We start from the raw sequence: 19705 nt of genomic DNA, 5'->3' as shown, positions 1-19705 counted from the left end.
CGCCGGGGCGCGCCGGGGCCCGTGGCGTGGTGTCCCGGGACGGTCCGGGACACCACGCGTGTGTCAGCGGCCGCTCCACCAGCGCGCGACGGACTGCCAGATCGTGGTGGGGCCGCCGCGCTGGGCGGGGAGTCCGGGGGACTCCTCCGGGGCCTCGGGGGGCGACGGGGAGGCGATCCGCACCCCGGCCGGGGCATGGGCGGGCTGCGGACCGGCCGGGGTGGCGCCGGTGCCGCGGGGGACGGCCGGGGAGGAGACCTCCCAGTCGGTCCGGGCGCGCTGCCGGGCCGCGATGGAGGTCAGCGGGTCGGCGTCGATCTCCTGCTGCGGGCTGGGGGCGAACGTCACCGGCAGGTCCACGAGATGGCGGGACATGATGTTGCCGACCCAGCTCAGTTCGCTCTCGTCCACGGCGAGTTCCAGGTCGGGCAGGCGCATCAGCAGGGCGTCGACGCCCACGTCCGCGATGGCCCGGCCGATGTCCTGGCCGGGGCATTCGTGCGGGCCGCCGCTGAAGGCCAGATGGGCGCGGTTGCCCTCCATGTTGGCGGCGAGGTCCGGGCGTACGGCCGGGTCGGTGTTGGCCGCCGCGATCCCGACGAGGAGCGCGTCCCCCGCCTTGATCTGCTGGCCGCCCAGCTCGGTGTCACCCACCGCCCAGCGCCCGAACACGGCGGTGAACGGCGGTTCGTCCCAGAGGGTCTGTTCCACCGCCTCCGGGACCGTCATGTGACCGCCGCTGAGCCGGGCACGGAAGCGGGGGTCGGTCAGCACCATCCGCAGGACGTTGGCGATCAGGTTGGCGGTCGACTCGTACGCGGCGACGAGGATGAGCCGCAGGTGTTCCGCGACCTCCACGTCGGTCAGCCCGGCGGGGTGGGAGACGAGCCACCCGGCGAGGTCCTCCTCGGGGGCGGCGCGCCGCCGTTCGACCAGCCGGGTCAGGGCGGCGACGACGTAGGCGTTGCTCTCCACGGCGGTCTGGGTGCCCCGGATCATGTCGCGGGCGGCCTGGACCATACGGTCGTTGTACTCCTCGGGCATCCCGAAGACCGCGCACACCACCATCATGGGCAGGTGCTCCGCGAACTGGGAGACCAGTTCGGCGTCGCCCTTCTCGCAGAAGTCGTTGACGAGCCGGTTGCTGAAGCGGTTGACGTGCCGGCGTACGCCGCGGGTGTCGATCCGCTCCATGCTGTCCGTGACGGCGCCCCGGAGCCGCTCGTGGGCGTCGCCGTCGGCGAAGGCGCAGACCGGCTGCCAGGTGAAGATCGGCGCGAGCGGGTGGTCCGGGGCGACGCTGCCGTCCTGGAGGGCGCGCCAGCGCCGGGAGTCGCGGGAGAACTGCGAGGGCGTACGGGTCAGGTGGAGGTTCTCGCTGTGGCCGAGGACGAGCCAGGCGGGGACGTCGCCGTGCAGCAGTACCGGGGCCACGGACCCGTGCTCGGCGCGCAGCTTCGCGTACAGGCCGGCCGGGTCGTTCTCGGCCTCGGGCCCGTAGTACCGGCGCAGTCCTCCCGGCCCGGCGCCCATGGAGTGGGCCGGGCACCCGGGGGGCGGCACGGGGCCCGGGAGGGACCCAGGTTCGTGGTGGAAGGGGGTTGTCACAGGGGCTCCTGGGATCGGGCTTTCCGGGGAACAGGGGATCGGACGGGTGCGCGTGGCCGGTCGCGGCGGGATCGCGGGCGTACGCGCACCTCGTCAGGCGAGCGGCACGGCGAGGCTGTGCAGGTAGCGCATCAGGGTCAGCAGCACGTCGCGGCTGGAGGCTCGCAGCCGCGCGTCGCAGTCGATGATGGGCACCTCGTCGGGCAGGTCGAGGGCGTTACGGAGGGCCTCGACCGGGTGGTGGGGGGCGTCGGGGAAGGTGTTGACGGCGACGACGAAGGGGACTCCGCGTTCCTCCAGCCGTCCGATGACGTCGAAACTGACCTGGAGCCGCCGGGTGTCGATGAGGACGACGGCTCCGAGCGCGCCTTCGAACAGGCCGTTCCACAGGAACCAGAAGCGTTCCTGGCCGGGGGTGCCGAACAGGTAGAGGATCAGTTCCTCGCTGAGGCTGATCCGGCCGAAGTCCATGGCGACGGTGGTGGCGGTCTTGCTCTCCACCCCTACGTTGTCGTCGACGCCGACCCCGGCCTGCGTCATGGTCTCTTCGGTCGTCAGGGGCCGGATCTCGCTCACCGAGCCGACCATGGTGGTCTTGCCGACCCCGAACCCCCCGACGATGACGACCTTCACCGCGGCGGTGGCCGTGGTGGGGAGGACGTCCTCGCTGCGGGGGCCCGTGATCGTGTCAGAGCTTCTGAAGTCCATGCATCACCGCTTCGAGGAGGGACCGGTCGGGCAGCGCGGCGCGGACGATCGGCGCGCGCGACTCGATGAGTTCGGTCGCCAGGAGTTCTGTCAGGAGTGAGGTGACCACGCTGAAGGGGAGACTGAGGTAGGCCGAGATCTCGGCCACCGACAGCGGTGCCCTGCAGAGCCGCAGGATCGCGGCCTGTTCGGGCTGGACGGTGGGCGAGGGTTCCGCCTGCGACACGACCATGGTGACGAGGTCGAGCGCCGCCCTCTCGCCGTCCGTGTCCCCGGTGATCACGTAGAGCCGTTCCGGGTCGCTCAGCGCCGGGTCGGCCTTGCGGCGTTCTCGTCGGGGCGCACTCATCCGGCCTGCCCGTCGTGCCGGGGAGGGCTCGTCAGGTGCGCGCCGATGCGGACGACCATGTCGCGCATCCGGGCACCGACCAGTCCGGCGTCCACCGTCTCGCCGGCCAGGACCGCGAGGTAGGCGCCGGTGCCGGCGGCCATCAGGTAGAAGAATCCGCCGGTGACCTCGATGACGACGAGCTTCATCAGGCCGTCGCTGTAGGGGATCTCGGTGGCGACGGCCGCGGCCAGGCTCTGCAGCCCGGCGCAGGCGGCGGCGAGACGGTCGGCGACGTCGGGGTCGCCGCCGTGCCGGGCGATGCGCAGACCGTCGGCGGAGAGCACCACGATCTGGTGGATGCTCGGTACGTCGTCGGCCAGTTCCTTCAGCATCCAGTCCATGTTTCCCCGCTGCTGGATCACTTCTGGTCTCCCTTGTCCCACGCGTCGTCAGAGTCTTCGCCGCTGCGCGGCTCCTTGGGCACACCGTTGACCGCCTGCGTGAACGCCTCCAACCAGAGGCCGGGCGGGGTGTCCCCGCCGCCGGGGCGTCCGGTGCCGTGTCCGTGGTTCCCGCCCCAGGTGCCGGGGGTTTCGGTGACCGGGGCGGCCTGGTGCGGGAGGTTGTGCGAGCCGAGGGGGGCGCGGCCGCGGCTACGGCGCTGCGGGAGCCCTCCCTCGGTCCACTCGGTCACCACGACCTCGTCGTCGTCCAGGGGGGAGGACGAGGCGGCGGGCCGTGTGCCGGACGCGGCGGAGGCGGCCGGCGCGGGCGAGGGCACGGGGGCGGTGACCGGGGGCACGGGGCCGGTCGCGACGGGGCGGGGCTTGCGCTTGCCGCGCGGCGGGACGACGTGCTGCATCTGCGACATGTCGAGCGAGCTCTGCGGACGCGAGGTGGCGCCGATGCCGTGGGCGATGCCCGGGGCGGGGCCGGTGGTGATCATGTCGCGCGGCACGATAAGTACGGCGCGGACCCCGCCGTACGCGGACTGCCGCAGGGACACCTGGAGTTGGTACATGCGGGAGAGCCGGCCGACGACGGCCATGCCGAGGCGCGGCGACTCCCCGAGGTCGTTCATGTTGATGCCGGCCCGGGCCTGGGCGAGCATGTTCTCGGCTCGGGCGCGGGCCTCCTCGCTGAGGCTGACGCCGCCGTCCTCGATCTCGATGGCGATGCCGGTCTGCACCTCGACCGCGGTGACGTGCACCCGGGTCTGGGGGGGCGAGTAGCGGGTCGCGTTGTCGAGGAGTTCGGCGCAGGCGTGGATGAGCGGCTCGACCGCGGTGCCGACGATGGCGACCTTGGCGATCGAGTGCAGGTCGACGCGCTGGTATTCGAGGATCCGGGACATCGCGCCGCGCAGCACGCTGAACAGCGGTACGGGCTTGGGCCATTGGCGGCTGGGCCGGGCGCCGCCGAGGACGGCGATGGAGTCGGCGAGCCGGCCGATGAGGGCGGTGCCGTGGTCGATGCGGAGCAGGTCGTCGAAGACCTCGGGGTTGCGCCCGTGGTGGTCCTCCATCTCCCGCAGTTCACTGGCCTGCCGGCTGACGATGGCCTGGACGCGGCGGGCGACGCTGACGAAGGCGCGCTGCGCGGAGTCACGCATGGCCTCCTCGTTGTCGACGATGTCGAGGACCTGGAGCACCAGGGCGCGTTGGGCCTTGGGCAGGTTGCGGTAGGTCTCGTCCGCGTCGACGACGTCGCGCATCACCTCCTGGGGGGAGTTGCTCGCGCGCAGCCTCCGGATGGCGTTGGGCAGGAGTTCCTTGGTGAGCCGTACGGTCTCCTGGTCGTACGCGGCGATGCGGTGTTCCAGGAAGGCGATGCGCTGTTCGTACTCGGCGCGCTGGAGGCGCATCGCGCGGCGTCGGCGGTGGAGTGCGACGGCGAGCGTGGCGACCACGACGGTGGCGACCGCACCGCACCAGACGACCGCCGCCCGGGTGGCCCCGGTGACCGGCACCGCGCCGGCCGCGGTGGCACCGCCCATCAGGAGGACGGGCAGCAGGGCGGCACGGACGACGGGGATGTCTCTTTTTGTCGGCGGTGATTCAGCACGAACCATCTAAACCCTCTGGCGGTTGATTCGGGAGGTATACGCACTTGTGCTGACAGTCATGAACAAGCGCGCGAATTCATCTCAACTCGACTTCACTGCGCGTGAGCCTAACCAGATGAGAACAGCACCTCGGCACATTCACCCAACCCCCTGCGCGAGCACCTTCGCGGTAGTACGCTCGCCAGTTTTCGTACCCACCGTCGTGACGCGTGTGCGAGGAGTGAGGGATTCCGGAATCGGCAGAAAGCAGACCCCGTCGTCCCTCTCTGCGGGACAATGCGCCGATGCGCCGCCCGTGCCTCGACGGGCAGGTTTCCAGGTCGGAGCGGAAGTGAGCCGCTCACCTGACCGAATCCCGCAGAGAGGTGCGAATTCGTGTGCACCGGAGAGCAGGACAAACGCACATGCGATCGAATGGGATCGAAAGGAGCGGAATCGTGAGCGACGGACAGGCGTACGAGTCGTCGACGGCGGGAGCGAGGGGAGAGCCGACGGCGGGGGTGACGGCGGAGGCGGCGGGGGGCGCGACGGCGGGGGCGCGGAGCTACACGATCGAGTCCCTGGACACCGGTCTGCGGCTGATGCGGCTCTTCCTCGTCCACGACACCGTCACGGTCAGCGGGGCCGCCGCCCTGCTGGGCGTCGGCCGGTCCACGGCGCACCGGGTCCTCAGCACGCTGGAGGGGCGGGGGTTCGCCGTGCGCGACCCCTCGGGGCGGGGATACGAGACGGGACCCGAGCTGCTGCGCCTGGGCCGCCCGGCGGGTCTCGGCGCGGCGCTCCGGGCGCGGTGGGGCGCGGTCCTGGACGACGCGGTACGGCGGACCGGGGAGACCGTGGAGAGCGCGGCGCTGGTGGAGGACCGTGTCCTCGTCACCGACGGCCGCGAGTCCGGGCAGCCGGTGCGGGTGAGCCTGGAGACGGACCGGGTGCGCCCCGCGCACGCGACCGCCGCGGGCAAGGTGCTGCTCTCCCGGCTGACCGCCGAGCAGGTCCACGCGCTGTATCCGCGGGAGGAACTGCCCGCGGCGACCTCCCGCACCCTGAGGTCCCGGGCCGCCCTGCTGGCCGAGCTGGCGGAGGTCCGCGAGCTGGGCCGGGCCTTCGACCGGGGCGAGTCGGTGCCGGGTCTGTACGCGGTCGCGGTGCCGCTGGCGGGACCGGGCCGCCGGGACCGGCTGGCCCTGAGCGCCTCGGCACCGGCCGACCGTGGCGGCGACGCGGCCCTGGCCGAACGCGCCGGGCAGCTACGGCGGTCGGCGTCCCTGCCGGGACCGGGACCGGCCACGGGACCGGGCACGGACACGCGCGCGGAGCGGAGCGGCTGAGCGGGGGCCGGGCCCGGCGCCGGGGTTCAGCGGCGGGCTCCGCCGAGGCGGCCCTCCAGTTGCACCAGGAGTTCGCTGAGCTGGTCGCTGAGGCCTTCGCGGCTCCGTTCGTCGAGACCGGAGAGCACGGAGCGCTCGTACGCCAGTTGCTCGGGGAGCAGCCGGTCCACCAGGGCGCGGCCCTCCTCGGTGAGGCCCACATGGGCGACCCTGCGGTCCCGGGCGTCGCTGCGACGGGCGATCAGTCCGCCGTCCTGGAGGGAGCGGAGCCGCTTGGTGACGGCGGCACCGGACGAGAAGGTCTCCCGGGCCAGCTCGCCGGGGGTCAGCTCGCGGTCGTTGCGCCGCATCGCGCCGAGCAGGTCGAACTCCCCCCGGGTCAGCCCGGCCGCGCGCAGGGGCGCGTCCTCCGCCTGCTGGAGGAGGGCCGCGCAGCGGTTGATACGGCCGATGAGCTCCATCGGTCCGGTGTCCAATTCCGGATTGACGGCATGCCACTGCCGTACCACCGCTGCCACGATGTCGTCGGTCACACCGCTCCGTTCGCCGGGGGCAGGGTGATCAGCCCCTGCCGCTGTGCTGTAGCCGCGAGCGTACGGTGTCCCGCCTGCTCGGCGGCGAGCATGTCCTCCTCGGGCAGGGCGCGCTGCCACCACTCCCCCGCCGCGATGTCGCTCGCGTCGCGCAGTTCGACGAGGGACGAGGTCAGCCGCCTGCGGGCCGCTTCGAGCGCCAGGGCGTCGGCGGCCGGGGCGGCCAGGACCCGTTCGGCACCGGCGCGGGCCTCCGCCGTCGCGGTGAGGGCCTTCTCGACGCGCCCGCCGGCCCGCCGGTTGGGTACGGCGAACACCGCGAGCAGCCCGGCCGCGGCGCCGACGAGGGTGTCCAGGGCGCGGTCGCTGATGAGTTCCCAGGCGGGGTGGGCGCCCGCGAATTCCACGACGAGCAGGGCCATCGGGGTGACGGCGACGGAACCGAGCCAGTAGTTGCGGGTGATCAGGGCCTCGGCGGCGAAGTTGAAGCAGAGCACGCACAGCACGAGGGCGAGCGGGCTCAGCCGGGCGACCGGGATGACGGCGGCGAAGACGAGCACGCCGACGAGGTTGCCGAAGACGCGCTGGAGGGCCCGGCTCCAGGACTGGGTGGCGTTGGGCTGGTACACGGCGGCGGCGGTGACGATCGCCCAGTAGGGGCGGCCGACCCCCAGGGCGTACGAGACGTATCCGGCCAGCGCGCAGCCGGTCAGGGTGCGGTAGGCGACCGGCAGGACCGGGGAGCCGGGGGCCAGGGCGCGCAGGAACCTCGCCCTCGCCTCCCGCCGTCCGCGCCGGTTGCGCCGCCCGGAGCGTTCCGCGTCGATACCGAAGAGCTGTTCCACCGTGCCGGGAGCCGGCGGGGGTGCGGGGACGGGGCCCCTGCCCCGGGTCCGCGCGGCCCACCGGGCCAGCTCCGCGGGGTCGGCCCCGCCGGACGGTCCGGCTCCACGGGACGGTCCGGCGGAGGTGGTGGCGAGGGCCCGCTCGGCGTGGACGACGAGGCGTTCGAGTGCCTGGCGTACGGGGGTCGGCCGTCCCGCGGCGAGCAGCGACTGCCAGGCGGCCTGCACGGCGGCCGCCGCCGCGTGGCGGGTGCGGTTCCCGGGGTCGGCCGCGTAGGCCGCGGCGGCGTCGAGGGCGCGGGCGGTGGCGCGGCGCTCGGGTCCCTCCCTGCGCCGTAGCGCGGGCCCTACGGTGATCAGCCAGGCGAAGGCGCCCGCGGCGAGGGCGAGGCCGAGGTGCCCGGGTATCCGCCCGGGTTCCTGCGGGGTGAAGAGGGCCGCCGAGCTCACGAAGGTGAAGATCACATGGCCGGGCGGCCCGATGCGGGTGGCGTCGCAGAAGGTCTTCTGCACGGCCGCCAGGACCGCGCCGACGGCGATCAGCACGGCGACGGAGTCGGTGAGGGAGGCGGTCACCAGGGAGACGGCGAGGCCCGCGACCATGCCGAGGACGACGCGGACCACGGTGTGGGCCCGGCGGGCGTACGGCAGGTTGTGCCCGTACAGCGCGCAGAGCGAGCCGGCCATCGTGTACATCACGAGGTCGAGCCGGTCGAGGGAGTACAGCAGCAGATTCGGCACCGCGGAGGCGACGACCACGCTCAGCGCCGGCTTGTACCAGGTCTCCGCCGGGCTCTTCAGGCGGAGGGTGCCGGTCAGCGGCAGTCTGGGGGCGGACGTCTTCCGGGATCGCACGGCTGTATCACTCACCCATACACGTTAACAGGTATTACACCTATAAAACACCGGCGAAGCATCTCGGCCTCTCCCCGGACCGTCGCCCGCCCCCTCGGGTCGCCGCCGCCCCCGGCCGGTCATAGCGTGCTGCACAACAGCCCAGGAACGCACCTTGTCACCCGCCTTGGGAGGAAACGGCATGAAGCTCACGGAACCGGTGCCCGGCGGCCCCTGCTGGGTCGAGCTGAGCACCTCGGACGTGACCGCCTCCAAGACCTTCTACGCCGCGCTGTTCGGCTGGCGGTCCCTGACCGACCCGCGCCCCGAGGCGGGCGGCTACACGGTGGCGCGGCTGGGAGAGGACCCCGTGGCCGCGCTCAGCCCCGTGTACCAGCCCGGCGGACGGCCGGGCTGGACGGTCTCCTTCGCGGTGCCGGACACGGACCGCGCGGTCGGGGCGGTGCGGGCGGCGGGCGGCACGCTCGTGACCGAGCCGGTCGACGTGTTCGACCAGGGCAGGTTCGCGGTGGCCGCCGACCCTTCCGGGGCGGTCTTCTCGCTCTGGCAGGCCCGGGACTTCGCGGGGGCGCGGCGTTTCAACGTTCCCGGGGCGCTGAGCTGGGCCGAGCTGCGCACCGACAGGACCGGGAGCGCGCTGGCCTTCTATCCGGAGGTGTTCGGCTGGACGGTGGACGCCACGGATCGGTACACCCACTGGGGCGTGGACGGCGCCGAGTTCGGCGGCCTGAAGGAGATCCACGACGACGAGCTGTCCGAGGGGCCGACGACCCCTCCGGGGTGGCTGCCCTACTTCTCGGTCACCGACGTCGAGGCGGCCGCCGCCACGGCGCTGGGTGCGGGCGGGGAGCAGATCGTCCCGCCGACACCGGTACCGGGCGGGCCCTGGGTCGCCGTACTCCGCGATCCGCAGGGGGCGCCCTTCGGCATCCACACGCCGTAGCCGCCCGGTCCGGGGGCCGGACGAGCGGCGGCGGGGTCAGCCGAGGCCGCGGGCGTCCTGCTTGAGGGCGGTGTCCACCGTGAGGGCCGTCGCCACGACGAGGCTGAGCAGCGGTTCGGGCAGCTGGTAGTGGATCTGGAGTACGTAGTTGTCGGCCGTGGTGAACATCGTCTTCGCCAGGCCTTCCCAGGTCTTGGTGATCCGGGCGACCTCCGCGTCGTTGTGGTCGACGACGGCGAAGTTCCAGGCGCGCCAGTTCTCCGCCTTGATCGCGCCGATCTGCCGACCCTCGGCCGTCATGGCGAAGTTGATCTTGCCGATGGCGTTCTGCTGGACGATCTCACCCACGGGCGTCCCGTCAGGGCGCTCCACGACGACCCGGGACTTGATGAACTTCGCGGGCCGGGTCAGGACCAGCTGCGGCCGGCCGTGGGCGTCGCGGATCTCCAGCCGGTGCGTCAGGTACTGGTCGATGCTGGAGACGAACCGCAGCACCTTGCGCAGGGCGCTCTGGCCGACCTGGACGACCGAGCCGACCGTGGCACCGTGCTGGTCGAAGACGCGGTACTCGTTCGTGACCTCGATCAGCTTGGCCTTCTGGTTCACGATCAGGACCGGCTGGTCGAGCAGTGAGCCGGAGCTGACGGGACCGCCCTGCCGCTGGGCCTGCGGGGCCTGCTGAGGGGGCGCCTGGTGCGGGGCCGGCTGCGGGAAGGGCGCCGCGGCCTGCGGTGGCACGGGGGCCTGGGCGGGAGCCGTGCCCTGGGCGGGAGCGGCCTGGCCCTGGGCCGGGTGCGTGTGCTCGGTCCACCGCGAGCCGTCCCAGTAGCGCAGCAGCTGGGGTGCGCCGTGGGGGTCCGGATGCCATCCCGCAGGTATGTTCGATCGCGTCGTCACCGGGGCACACTATCCTGCCCACCCGTTGGCACTCTTGAAGTTTCACGCATCGTACGATGGTGCCGATGAACAGACCGGGTGAGCGCGGGGACCGGAGGCGGGGCGGCACGGCCGTCCCGCGAACCGCCGTGCTGGGGTGGCTGCTGGCGCTGGTCGCCATGCTCTTCTGCTGCTCCCCGACCGGTGTGCCGGCGGCGCACCACGAGGCCGCGGCCGTCCGTGTGCACACCCCGTCCCCGGCCGCCGCCGTCACGGCCGACGCCCCAGGTGAGCGCGGGGCGGGAAGCTCCTGCCACGGCACGACGGACCGTTCCACGTCGGCCGTGCTGCCGGGGCCCACCGCTCCGGCCCCGCTCACGTGTACGACGACGAGCGCCGCCCCGGAGGCCCCGCTGTCGGGCGCGACGGGCATCCGCGGTCCCTCCCACGACGGCGCGGGCGCCGTCGACCGTCTCCGGCTACAGGTCCAGCGGGTTTAGAGAGGCCGGGCCGCCCCCGTCCGCGCGTGCGCGCCGGGGCGGCCTTCCGTACGGCCCCCTTTCCCCGCCGACGCACCGTGTGCCCCGCGCCGTGGACGGCGCGACGCGGCACGGGCGCGTCGCGCCGAACCCGAGGACACCCATGGCTTCCGCCAAGAACCAGAACAGCAATGCCGCCGCGCGCCGCGCCAAGCTCGAGGAGGCCCGCCGCAAGGAGCGGGCCCGTGAGCGGCGCGGCCGTGTCGTCACCATCACCGCCGCCGTCGTCGTGCTCGCCGGTCTCGTCGCCGGAGGCGGCTATCTGATGTCGGCCGCCGACGAGCAGGACCGGGCCGAGGAGCAGGCCAGGACGTCCCCCGTCACCGGGGAGCGGACCTGGGACGGACTCGGCCAGGACCATGTGGAGACGGCCGTCGACTATCCGATGAACCCTCCCGTCGGCGGTGACCACAACCCGGTCTGGATGAACTGCGACGCCGACGTCTATACCAAGGCGATACCGAACGAGAACGCCGTCCACTCCCTCGAACACGGCGCCGTCTGGGTCACGTACAACGACAAGGCGGACGACGCCGACGTCAAGGCGCTGGCCGAGCGCGTCGGGAAGACGCCCTACTCCCTGATGAGTCCGGTGGCCGACCAGAAGGACCCGCTGGTGCTGAGCGCCTGGGGCAAGCAGGTCACGGTGAAGAGCGCCTCGGACGCCCGTGTCGCGCAGTTCTTCACCAAGTACGTCCAGGGCCCCCAGACCCCCGAGCCCGGTGCCGCGTGCGGCGGCGGGGTCGCGGGATGAGCCCGGCCGTACGTCTCCCCCGCCCGCTGGTGACGGCGGGGGCCCTGGTGTTCCTGGTGGCCCTGGGTCTGGTGCTGCTGACCGTCGTACGGCCCTCGTCGGCGTCCCCGTCCCCGTCCGCGGGCTCCGGGACGTCGGCCGCCGCTCCCGCGGAGGACTCGGCGGACGTGGGCTTCGCCCGGGACATGTCGGTCCACCACCAGCAGGCGGTGGAGATGGCGTTCGTCGTACGGGACCGCACGACGGACGAGGGCGTACGACGGCTCGCGTACGACATCATCAACACGCAGGCCAACCAGCGGGGCATGATGCTGGGCTGGCTGGAGTCGTGGGGCCGGCCGAAGAGTTCGGAGCGGGCGCCGATGGAGTGGATGGGCCATCCCGTCACCGCGGACGACGGCTCGCTGATGCCCGGGATGGCGACCGACACCGAACTGGACGCGTTGCGCGCGGCCGGGGGCCGGGACGCCGAGGTGCGCTTCCTGCGGCTGATGACGGTCCATCACCGAGCGGGCGCGGACATGGCGCGGGCGGCGGCCGCGTCGGCCGGGACGGACGAGATCAGGAACCTGGCGGCGGGCATGGCCCGTGCCCAGGACTCGGAGATCTCGCTGATGGCCGACATGCTGGAGGCCCGGGGCGCACGGCCGTAGCACGGCGGTCCGGGGCGGGGCGCGTACCGTCCCGCCCCGGACCGACCCGCGTGGTCTGTGGGGCGTGTGGACCGCGTGGTCCGGGCGGGCCCGGCATCCCATAGGCTCGGCGGCGACATGAAGAGCTACCTCCCGCCGCTGGGGCCCAAGGCGGACAAGGACACCGTGCGGCGTCACAACCTCAGCCTCGTGCTGCGGGCGGTACGCGACGAGGGCGAGAGCGCCGAGGCCACCCGGGCCGGGGTCTCGGCGCGGGTCGGCCTCACCCGGGCCGCCGTGTCCTCGCTCGTCGAGCAGTTGCTCGACAGCGGCTTCCTCACCGAGTCCGGCAAGACGTTCAGCGGTCAGGCAGGGCGGCCCGGCACCGCCCTGAAGGTGGCCCGGACCGGCCCGGCGGGGCTCGGCGTGGAGATCAACATCGACTACGTGTCGGTGTGCGTGGTGGATCTGGCCGGCACCGGACGGGTCCGGCAGACCGAGCACCTGGACAACCGGGGCGCCCCGCCCGGGGAGGTGCTGAGCCGGGCCGCCGGAATCGCCGCCCGCGCCCTGGACTCGGCACGGGAGCAGGGCCTTCATCCGGTCGGGGCCGCGCTCGCGCTGCCCGGACTCGTCTCGGGGGGCGCGGTGCGCCAGGCACCGAACCTGGGCTGGAACCAGGTGCCCGCGGAAGAGCTGTTCGCGCGGGCGCTCACCGGACTGTGGCCCGGCGCGTCCCCCCTGCCGGTGCGCTCGGAGAACGAGGCGAACCTCGCGGCGCTGGCCGAGCTGTGGTTCGGCGGGCTCGACGCGGTCCGCAGCTTCCTCTATCTGACCGGTGAGATCGGCGTCGGCGGCGCGCTGGTGCTCGACGGCGAACTGCTGCGCGGGGCCCACGGGTTCGCCGGGGAGATCGGGCACGTGATGGTGGACCCGGACGGACCGGAGTGCCGCTGCGGTTCACGCGGCTGCCTGGAGCAGTACGCCGGCCAGACCGCGTTGCTGCGGGCGGCCGGTGTCGAGGAGTCCGGCGGCGGTGCGGCCGGGGTGATGGAGCTGGAACGGCGGGCCCGGGCCGGGGACGCCCGGTCCGTCGCGGCCGTGGCCGAGGCGGGCCGGATGCTGGGACGGGTGCTGTCCGGTGCGGTCAACCTCTTCGACCCGGACGCGGTGGTGCTGGGCGGGATATACCGCTGCCTGATGCCGTGGCTGTCCCCGCCCGTCGACGCGGAGCTGACGGGCCGCGTGGTCTCCGGCCTCTGGTCCCCGGACGGTGGCAGGCTGCGCGCCTCCTCCGTGGCGGGTGACGCGGCGCGGGGCGCGGCGGCCCTGGTGGTGCAGGACGTGCTGGCGGACCCGGTGGCGTACGCCCGCCCGGAGCCGACGGACGCCTGAGCCCTCGCCCGGCGGGGGCCGTTCCGGAGATCCGCCGTGCCGGGGATCCGGGTGCCGGGGCCCGGGACGGCCGGCCCCTCACGGAACGGGACGGCCGCCCTCCCGGGCCGTCGTCCGCGGTCCGGGAGGGCGGGGATCCGTGCCGCCGTCGGATTACGGCGGCCGGGTCAGCGGACGTTGAGGAGGTGGTCCATGGCGAGTTGGTCGAGGGTTTCGAAGGCCATGGAGCGCTGGGCGGCGGTGTCGGCGTCGAAGTCCTCGTAGGCGGTGCGGTCGGCGAGGAGGGCTTTCAGGCCGTCGTCGGCGGTGGGGCGGGCGAGTTCGTCCAGGCGGGAGGCGGTCAGGGCGTCCTGGACGGCGGGGTCGGCGCGGAAGGCGGCGGCGCGTTCCTTGAGGATGAGGTAGTTGCGCATGCAGTTCTTCGCGGACTCCCACACCCCGTCGATACCGTCGGTGCGTACCGGCTTGAAGTCGAAGTGGCGCGGCCCGTCCCACCCGGCGCTCTCCAGGAGATCGACCAGCCAGAACGCCTGGCGCAGGTCGCCCGCGCCGAAACGGAAGTCCTGGTCGTACTTGATCCCGGACTGGCCGTTGAGGTCGATGTGGAAGAGCTTGCCCGCCCACAGGGCCTGCGCGATGCCGTGCGGGAAGTTCAGCCCGGCCATCTGCTCGTGCCCCGTCTCCGGGTTCACCCCCACCAGCTCCGGCCGCTCCAGCCGCTCGATGAACGCCAGAGCGTGCCCGATCGTGGGCAGGAGGATGTCCCCACGGGGCTCGTTCGGCTTCGGCTCGATCGCGAACCGCAGGTCGTAGCCCTGCCCGGTGACGTACTCGCCCAGCAGGTCGAAGGCCTCCTTCATCCGGTCCAGCGCCAGCCGCACGTCCTTCGCCGCCCCCGACTCCGCACCCTCACGCCCGCCCCACGCCACATACGTCCCCGCACCCAGCTCGACCGCGAGATCGATGTTCCGGATCACCTTCCGCAACGCGAACCGGCGCACGTCACGGTCGTTCGACGTGAACCCCCCGTCCTTGAACACCGGATGCGTGAACAGATTCGTCGTCGCCATCGGCACCTTCATCCCGGTGCGCTCCAACGCCGCCCTGAACCGCCCCACCAACCGGGCCCGCTCCGCCTCGTCCGCACCGAACGGAATCAGGTCGTCGTCATGGAACGTCACCCCGTGCGCACCCAGCTCCGCCAGCCGCTCCACCGACTCCACCGGATCCAGCACCGGCCGCGTCGGCTCACCGAACGGATCGTTCCCCCGCCAGCCCACCGTCCACAGACCGAACGTGAACCCGTCCTCAGGAGTGGGAGTGAAGCGCTCCGGCATCGTCTGTCCGCCTTCGTGTACGTCGGGTGAGACGCCGGCCGCAGGGAAGGGCCGGCAGATTTGTTCAGTAACATTATTAATGTGCCACGACCCACCCCGCCGAGGGAAGCCCCCGTACACGCATCACCGGCCGCCTCTGTTCGGGAGGCCGACGATCACGTAATTTGTTCGTCTCACGATCAAAATCCGCATGCGAGGAAGAGGTAGCCCATGCCGCCGCGTACCGTCGTCATCGGCGTGGACAGCTCCACCCAGTCCACCAAGGCGGCCGTCATCGACGCCGTGACCGGCGAGCTGCTCGCGGTCGGCCGGGCACCGCACGTGGTCACCGGCGAGGGCGGTGCCCGGGAGAGCGACCCCGAGGTCTGGTGGCGGGCGCTGTGCGACGCGGTGGCCTCGGGACTCAAGGAGTCCGGTCTCTCCGCGTCCTCGGTCACCGGTGTCGCCGTGGCCGGGCAGCAGCACGGTCTCGTGGTGCTCGACCGGTCCGGCCGTCCGCTGCGTCCGGCCCTGCTGTGGAACGACACCCGGTCCGCGCCGCAGGCCGCGGCGCTCACCGGCGCGCTGGGCGGGCCGGAGGCGTGGGTCGCGCGCACCGGCACGGTGCCGGTCGCCTCCATGACCGCGTCGAAGTGGCAGTGGCTGAGGGAGAACGACCCGGCGAACGCGGAGGCCGCCGCGGCGGTGCGGCTCCCGCACGACTTCCTGACCGAGCGGCTCGCGGGCACCGCGGCCACCGACCCGGGCGACGCCTCGGGCACCTGCTGGTACGCGACCGGGACCCGTGCCTACGACCCCGAGCTGCTCGGCCTGCTGGAGCTGGACGAGTCACTGCTGCCGCCGGTCGCCGACACCGGGGCGACACGGATCGGCTCGCTGACCGCCACGGCGGCCGAGGCGCTCGGGCTGCCCGCGGGGATCGCCGTCGCGGCCGGCACGGGGGACAACATGAGCGCCGCCGTCGGCCTGGGGCTGGGCGGGGCCGGACTGCTGGACCACCCCGTCCTCAGCCTCGGCACCTCCGGTACGGTCTTCGCCGCCTCCCGCGCCCGGCCGGCCTCCACGGCCCTCTCCGGGTTCGCGGCGGCGGACGGGACGTACCTCCCGCTGGCCTGCACGCTCAACTGCACCCTGGCCGTCGACAAGGTCGCCACCCTGCTCGGCCTGCACCGCGACGACGCGGTGCCCGGCGGCGAGGCCGTGCTCCTGCCCTTCCTCGACGGGGAGCGCACCCCGGACCTGCCGACCTCCTCCGGTCTGCTGACCGGGCTCCGGCACGACACCACACCGCAGCAACTCCTCGGCGCCGCCTACGAGGGCGCGGCGTTCACCGTACTGCGCGCGCTCGACGAGCTCTCGCGCGCCTGCGGCCTCGACCCGGCCGACCCGGTGGTCGCCGCCCGTCCGCTGCGGCTGATCGGCGGCGGGGCACAGGGGCGCACCTGGGTGGAGACGGTGCGGCGCCTCTCCGGGCGTCCCCTGATCGTGCCCGGCAGCGGAGAACTGGTCGCGCGGGGCGCGGCCGCTCTCGCCGCGTCGGCGGCCGGCGGCGGCGACCCGGTCGCGGTGGCCGCCCGGTGGAGCGCGGGCGCCGAGGACGCCGAACTGCCGCCGGTGGAGCGGGACACGGAGTCCTGGGAGCGGATCGGGTCGGTGCTGGACCGGACGGCGGAGCCGCTGCTCGGCGGCTGAGCGGCGCGGACGGGCGGGGTCCGGGGGCCTCGAAGTGGCGGGGACCGGACCGGTTTTGGGGATGTCCGCGGATCTTCAATAGGATCCGTCGATGATCACAAGAAAACGGCTGACGGCCGGGGTGTGCGTCCTGCTCGCCACCCTGACCGCCGGACTCGGCACCGCGCTGCCGGCCGCCGCCGACGAACCCCCCTCCGCCCTGGTCCCCAAGGTCGAACTCGTCCTGGACGTCAGCGGTTCCATGCGGACCCGTGACATCGACGGCCAGTCCCGGATGAGCGCCGCCAAGCAGGCGTTCAACGACGTCCTGGACGCGGTGCCCGACGAGGTGCAGCTCGGTATACGGACGCTCGGCGCCGACTACCCGGGCGACGACCGCAAGGTCGGCTGCAAGGACACCAGGCAGCTCTACCCGGTCGGCCCGCTCGACCGCACCGAGGCCAAGACCGCCGTCGCCACGCTCGCGCCGACCGGCTGGACCCCGATCGGCCCGGCCCTGCTCGGCGCGGCCGACGACCTCGAAGGCGGCGAGGCCACCCGGCGCATCGTCCTGATCACCGACGGGGAGGACACCTGCGGTCCGCTCGACCCGTGCGAGGTGGCGCGCGACATCGCCGCCCGGGGCATCCACCTGGTGATCGACACCCTCGGCCTGGTACCGAACGCCAAGATCCGGGACCAGCTGACCTGCATCGCCGAGGCCACCGGCGGCACCTACACCGCCGTCCAGCACACCGACGAACTCTCCGGCCGCGTCAAGCAGTTGGTGGACCGGGCGGCCGAGCCCACCGTCACCCCGGTGGCGACCGAGGGCGCGGGCAGCTGCTCGGCGGCCCCGGAGCTGAAGGCGGGTCTCTACACCGACCGCCAGGTGATCGGCAAGCACCGCTGGTACCGGGTGGACGTCCGGCCCGGCCAGGAGCTGCGCGCCTCGGTGAGCGTCTCGGCGGACCGCGCCGTGGACAACGACTACGGCGTGCTGCTGCGCGCGGTGACCACACACGGCCGTGAGATCGTCCGGGGCGCCGAGTCCGGCACCGGCCGCACGGACGCGATCTCCGCCGGGCTGCGCTACCCGAAGCCCGAACTGGACAGCGAGGACGGCGCGGAGCCCCCGGCCGAGACCGTCTGCCTCCAGCTCGGCAACTCCTTCTCGGCGCCCGCCTCGGTGAAGACCACCCCGGGCATGCCGGTCGAGCTGACCATCGACCTGGTGGACGGCCCCGACAACGCCTCCGACGTGGCCGCGTTCGGCCTGGGCCGCGGCTGGTGGCTGCTGGGTGCCATGGTGCTGACCGGGCTGATCGCCGGCCTGCTGACCGGCTGGATCTCACGCTGGCGCGTCGCCGTCTGGAGGACCAACTGATGCGTACCGTCCGCAGGAACCGTCTCGGACGCGTGTGCGCCGGGATCCTGATCGCCGGGGCCACCCTGTTCGCCTCGGCGGGAGCGGCGGTCGCCGACGACCCGTCGGCGAGCGCGAGCCCCGCCGACGGCGGTGACGCCGGGCCCACCGAGGCCGGCACCACCTTCCGCACCGCCACGCCCGTCCAGCAGGAGCAGACCGCGACGGCCGGGGCCTCCACCGGTGACTACCTGTACTGGGTCTTCCCCGCCGACGCCGGCCAACGGCCCACCGTCCACGCGAAGGTGACCCTGCCCGAGAACGCCACCCGGCACGGCGCCTCCACCTGGCAGGTGGACGTGTACGACGGTCTGCGCCGCCGCCAGGCGTGCATGTACGGCCACCAGACGCGGAAGGCGGCGCCGGACGCGAACACCGTCGAGCTGTCCTGTGTGCTGCGGACCGTGCGCGCCTGGTCCGAGCCGTGGGCGAACGACCCGCTGCCGGGCAGCTACTACGTACGGCTGACGGTCGTGGACCTGGCCGAGGAGGACCTCGGTCTGCCGGTGCGCGCCGAGACGCGCGTCACCTCGGTGGACAAGGGCGGCGCCCACGACGTGGACGGCACGCTCTCCGAGCCGCTCGTACCGGGCGCGTCCTCGGTCGCGCGGGTGTCCTCCGGGGACGGCGGCGAGGACGGCTCGGCGAAGGTCTCCCTGGGCAGCGAGCCCGAGGACGGCTGGGCGTCCGGCTGGTGGACCGACCGCTGGCTGTGGACGGTCGGCGGTGGCGTACTCGCCTCGCTCGCCGCGGTGTTCGGCTACAACCTGACGCGCGGCCGCGGCCGTCCGTCCCACGTCCCGCCGGGATACTGACCGCGCGGGGCCCGTCGTACCGAGGGCCGTCGTCCGGGTTCGCGACCCGGGCGGCGGCCTTCGCGCGTGCCGGGGTGAAGCCCGCCGGAGCCCTCAGGGAGGATGGACCCGAGATCCATTGCCACCAGGAGGCGATCATGTCGGTCACCATCACCGTAGGACTGGACGGTACGGGCCATTCCCTCGCCGCCGCCGACTGGGCCGCGCACGAGGCCGCCCGGCGCGGGGCGGCGCTGCGGCTCGTGTACGCCTGGGTATGGCGTGCGGGCGACACGGGCTTCGTCGGGGACCGCGACGCCGAGGAGCGCGCGGTGCGCGCCGTGCTGGGCGACGCCGCTGCGCGGGTGTCCGGGGCGCACCCGGCCCTGGACGTCACCACCGAGGTGGTCGTCGGCGATCCGGTGCCCACACTGGTCGACGAGGCGGCGCGGGCGGAGATGCTGGTCCTCGGCTCCCGGGGCTACGGGACCCTCGCCGGATACCTGATCGGTTCGGTCTCCCTGCACGTGCTGCGCCGTACGACCCGTCCGGTCGTCATGGTGCGCGAGACGCGTCCGGAGAACCCCGCGCCCCGGCCGTCCGGGGAGATCGTCGTCGGTGTCCAGGACGCGGAGGCGGCCGGCGGTCCGGTGCTGGACTTCGCCTTCGCCTCGGCGGCGGAGCGCGGGGTTCCGGTGCGCGCCGTGTACGCGTGGGAGGTGCCGCCGGTCCTGATGTGGAGCCCGGGGTCGCTGTGGATGGCGGAGCAGCAGGGCGGGCTGGAGCCCCTGCACCGCCGGATCCTGGCGGACGCCCTGGCCCCGTGGCGCGAGAAGTACCCCCGGGTCGAGGTCGTCGAACAGGTCGAGTCGGGTCCCGCGTCGGAGGTCCTGCTGTCCGCCACCGGGGGTGCCCAGCTCCTGGTCGTCGGCCGCCGCACCCATGAGCCGGGCGTCCGCCGGCTGGGTTCGGTCACGCACGCGGCGCTCCACCACGCCCCGTGCGCGGTCGCCGTGGTCCCGCACGCCTGACCGACCGCCGTGGGGCGGCCCCGCACAAGGGACC

Annotated in this window: 19 protein-coding genes; 10 read left to right on the top strand and 9 right to left on the bottom strand. The window is 73.5% G+C overall.

Annotation, left to right across the window (positions count from 1 at the left end; translation table 11 throughout):
* Window positions 1–63: 63 nt before the first annotated feature.
* From B9S64_RS29625 to B9S64_RS29605, 5 genes are all read right to left on the bottom strand, one after another.
* Complete coding sequence (locus tag B9S64_RS29625) at window positions 64–1608, bottom strand: cytochrome P450 (RefSeq protein WP_103493288.1); 1545 nt, start codon at window positions 1606–1608, stop codon at window positions 64–66.
* Between the two features lie 93 nt (window positions 1609–1701).
* A complete protein-coding gene (locus B9S64_RS29620; protein ID WP_093532187.1) occupies window positions 1702–2316 on the bottom strand; it encodes an ATP/GTP-binding protein in 615 nt (204 codons plus the stop codon).
* Window positions 2297–2665: a DUF742 domain-containing protein gene (locus B9S64_RS29615; RefSeq protein ID WP_028440870.1), complete on the bottom strand. Its 369-nt coding sequence runs from the start codon at window positions 2663–2665 to the stop codon at window positions 2297–2299. Before B9S64_RS29615 ends, B9S64_RS29620 begins: the two co-directional genes overlap by 20 nt.
* Window positions 2662–3069, bottom strand: a complete 408-nt coding sequence (locus tag B9S64_RS29610) for a roadblock/LC7 domain-containing protein (protein WP_014049573.1) — start codon at window positions 3067–3069, stop codon at window positions 2662–2664. Before B9S64_RS29610 ends, B9S64_RS29615 begins: the two co-directional genes overlap by 4 nt.
* Window positions 3066–4718 carry a sensor histidine kinase KdpD gene (locus tag B9S64_RS29605; RefSeq protein WP_103493287.1) on the bottom strand — a complete coding sequence of 551 codons (1653 nt, stop codon included), beginning with the start codon at window positions 4716–4718 and terminating at the stop codon, window positions 3066–3068. The genes B9S64_RS29610 and B9S64_RS29605 overlap by 4 nt, the downstream gene beginning before the upstream one ends.
* A 431-nt stretch (window positions 4719–5149) precedes the next feature.
* Between B9S64_RS29605 and B9S64_RS29600 the strand changes: the two genes are divergently transcribed.
* Window positions 5150–6040 carry an IclR family transcriptional regulator gene (locus B9S64_RS29600; protein ID WP_258317591.1) on the top strand — a complete coding sequence of 297 codons (891 nt, stop codon included), beginning with the start codon at window positions 5150–5152 and terminating at the stop codon, window positions 6038–6040.
* 26 nt (window positions 6041–6066) lie between these two features.
* Here the strand turns inward: B9S64_RS29600 and B9S64_RS29595 are convergent, their stop codons facing one another.
* Both B9S64_RS29595 and B9S64_RS29590 read right to left on the bottom strand, forming a co-directional pair.
* Complete coding sequence (locus B9S64_RS29595) at window positions 6067–6573, bottom strand: MarR family winged helix-turn-helix transcriptional regulator (RefSeq protein WP_028440873.1); 507 nt, start codon at window positions 6571–6573, stop codon at window positions 6067–6069.
* Window positions 6570–8288 (bottom strand): FUSC family protein, encoded by a 1719-nt coding sequence (locus B9S64_RS29590; protein ID WP_181387639.1) that lies wholly within the window; start codon window positions 8286–8288, stop codon window positions 6570–6572. The genes B9S64_RS29595 and B9S64_RS29590 overlap by 4 nt, the downstream gene beginning before the upstream one ends.
* Before the next feature lie 166 nt (window positions 8289–8454).
* Between B9S64_RS29590 and B9S64_RS29585 the strand changes: the two genes are divergently transcribed.
* Complete coding sequence (locus B9S64_RS29585; RefSeq protein WP_103490476.1) at window positions 8455–9216, top strand: VOC family protein; 762 nt, start codon at window positions 8455–8457, stop codon at window positions 9214–9216.
* Window positions 9217–9252: 36 nt separating this feature from the next.
* Here B9S64_RS29585 and B9S64_RS29580 read toward each other — a convergent pair whose 3' ends face one another.
* Window positions 9253–10113 (bottom strand): phospholipid scramblase-related protein, encoded by an 861-nt coding sequence (locus B9S64_RS29580; protein ID WP_103490477.1) that lies wholly within the window; start codon window positions 10111–10113, stop codon window positions 9253–9255.
* A 65-nt stretch (window positions 10114–10178) separates the two neighbouring features.
* Here B9S64_RS29580 and B9S64_RS29575 point away from each other — a divergent pair, with 65 nt between their 5' ends.
* From B9S64_RS29575 to B9S64_RS29560, 4 genes are all read left to right on the top strand, one after another.
* Window positions 10179–10592 (top strand): hypothetical protein, encoded by a 414-nt coding sequence (locus B9S64_RS29575; protein ID WP_181012229.1) that lies wholly within the window; start codon window positions 10179–10181, stop codon window positions 10590–10592.
* 142 nt (window positions 10593–10734) lie between these two features.
* A complete protein-coding gene (locus B9S64_RS29570; protein ID WP_103490479.1) occupies window positions 10735–11385 on the top strand; it encodes a DUF3105 domain-containing protein in 651 nt (216 codons plus the stop codon).
* Complete coding sequence (locus B9S64_RS29565; protein WP_103490480.1) at window positions 11382–12038, top strand: DUF305 domain-containing protein; 657 nt, start codon at window positions 11382–11384, stop codon at window positions 12036–12038. Before B9S64_RS29570 ends, B9S64_RS29565 begins: the two co-directional genes overlap by 4 nt.
* A gap of 117 nt (window positions 12039–12155) precedes the next feature.
* Entirely contained in the window at window positions 12156–13412 is a 1257-nt protein-coding gene (locus B9S64_RS29560; RefSeq protein WP_103490481.1) for an ROK family protein, read from the top strand.
* A gap of 167 nt (window positions 13413–13579) precedes the next feature.
* Here the strand turns inward: B9S64_RS29560 and xylA are convergent, their stop codons facing one another.
* Window positions 13580–14749, bottom strand: a complete 1170-nt coding sequence (xylA, locus tag B9S64_RS29555; RefSeq protein ID WP_109492174.1) for a xylose isomerase — start codon at window positions 14747–14749, stop codon at window positions 13580–13582.
* A 210-nt stretch (window positions 14750–14959) separates the two neighbouring features.
* On the opposite strand from xylA, the gene xylB reads away from it, so the two are divergent.
* The 4 genes from xylB (at window position 14960) to B9S64_RS29535 (ending at window position 19671) form a co-directional block, all read left to right on the top strand.
* Window positions 14960–16441, top strand: a complete 1482-nt coding sequence (gene xylB / locus B9S64_RS29550; protein ID WP_109492173.1) for a xylulokinase — start codon at window positions 14960–14962, stop codon at window positions 16439–16441.
* Between the two features lie 91 nt (window positions 16442–16532).
* The gene (locus tag B9S64_RS29545; RefSeq protein WP_103492280.1) at window positions 16533–17807 is read left to right on the top strand and encodes a VWA domain-containing protein; all 1275 of its coding nucleotides are present in this window, start codon (window positions 16533–16535) and stop codon (window positions 17805–17807) included.
* Window positions 17807–18661 (top strand): hypothetical protein, encoded by an 855-nt coding sequence (locus B9S64_RS29540; protein WP_103492281.1) that lies wholly within the window; start codon window positions 17807–17809, stop codon window positions 18659–18661. Before B9S64_RS29545 ends, B9S64_RS29540 begins: the two co-directional genes overlap by 1 nt.
* 137 nt (window positions 18662–18798) lie before the next feature.
* Complete coding sequence (locus tag B9S64_RS29535; protein ID WP_103492282.1) at window positions 18799–19671, top strand: universal stress protein; 873 nt, start codon at window positions 18799–18801, stop codon at window positions 19669–19671.
* Window positions 19672–19705 lie beyond the last annotated feature (34 nt).

The sequence above is a fragment of the Streptomyces sp. SM18 genome, from assembly GCF_002910775.2.
Lineage (GTDB): Bacteria > Actinomycetota > Actinomycetes > Streptomycetales > Streptomycetaceae > Streptomyces > Streptomyces halstedii.
This window is presented reverse-complemented; position numbering and strand designations above follow the sequence as displayed.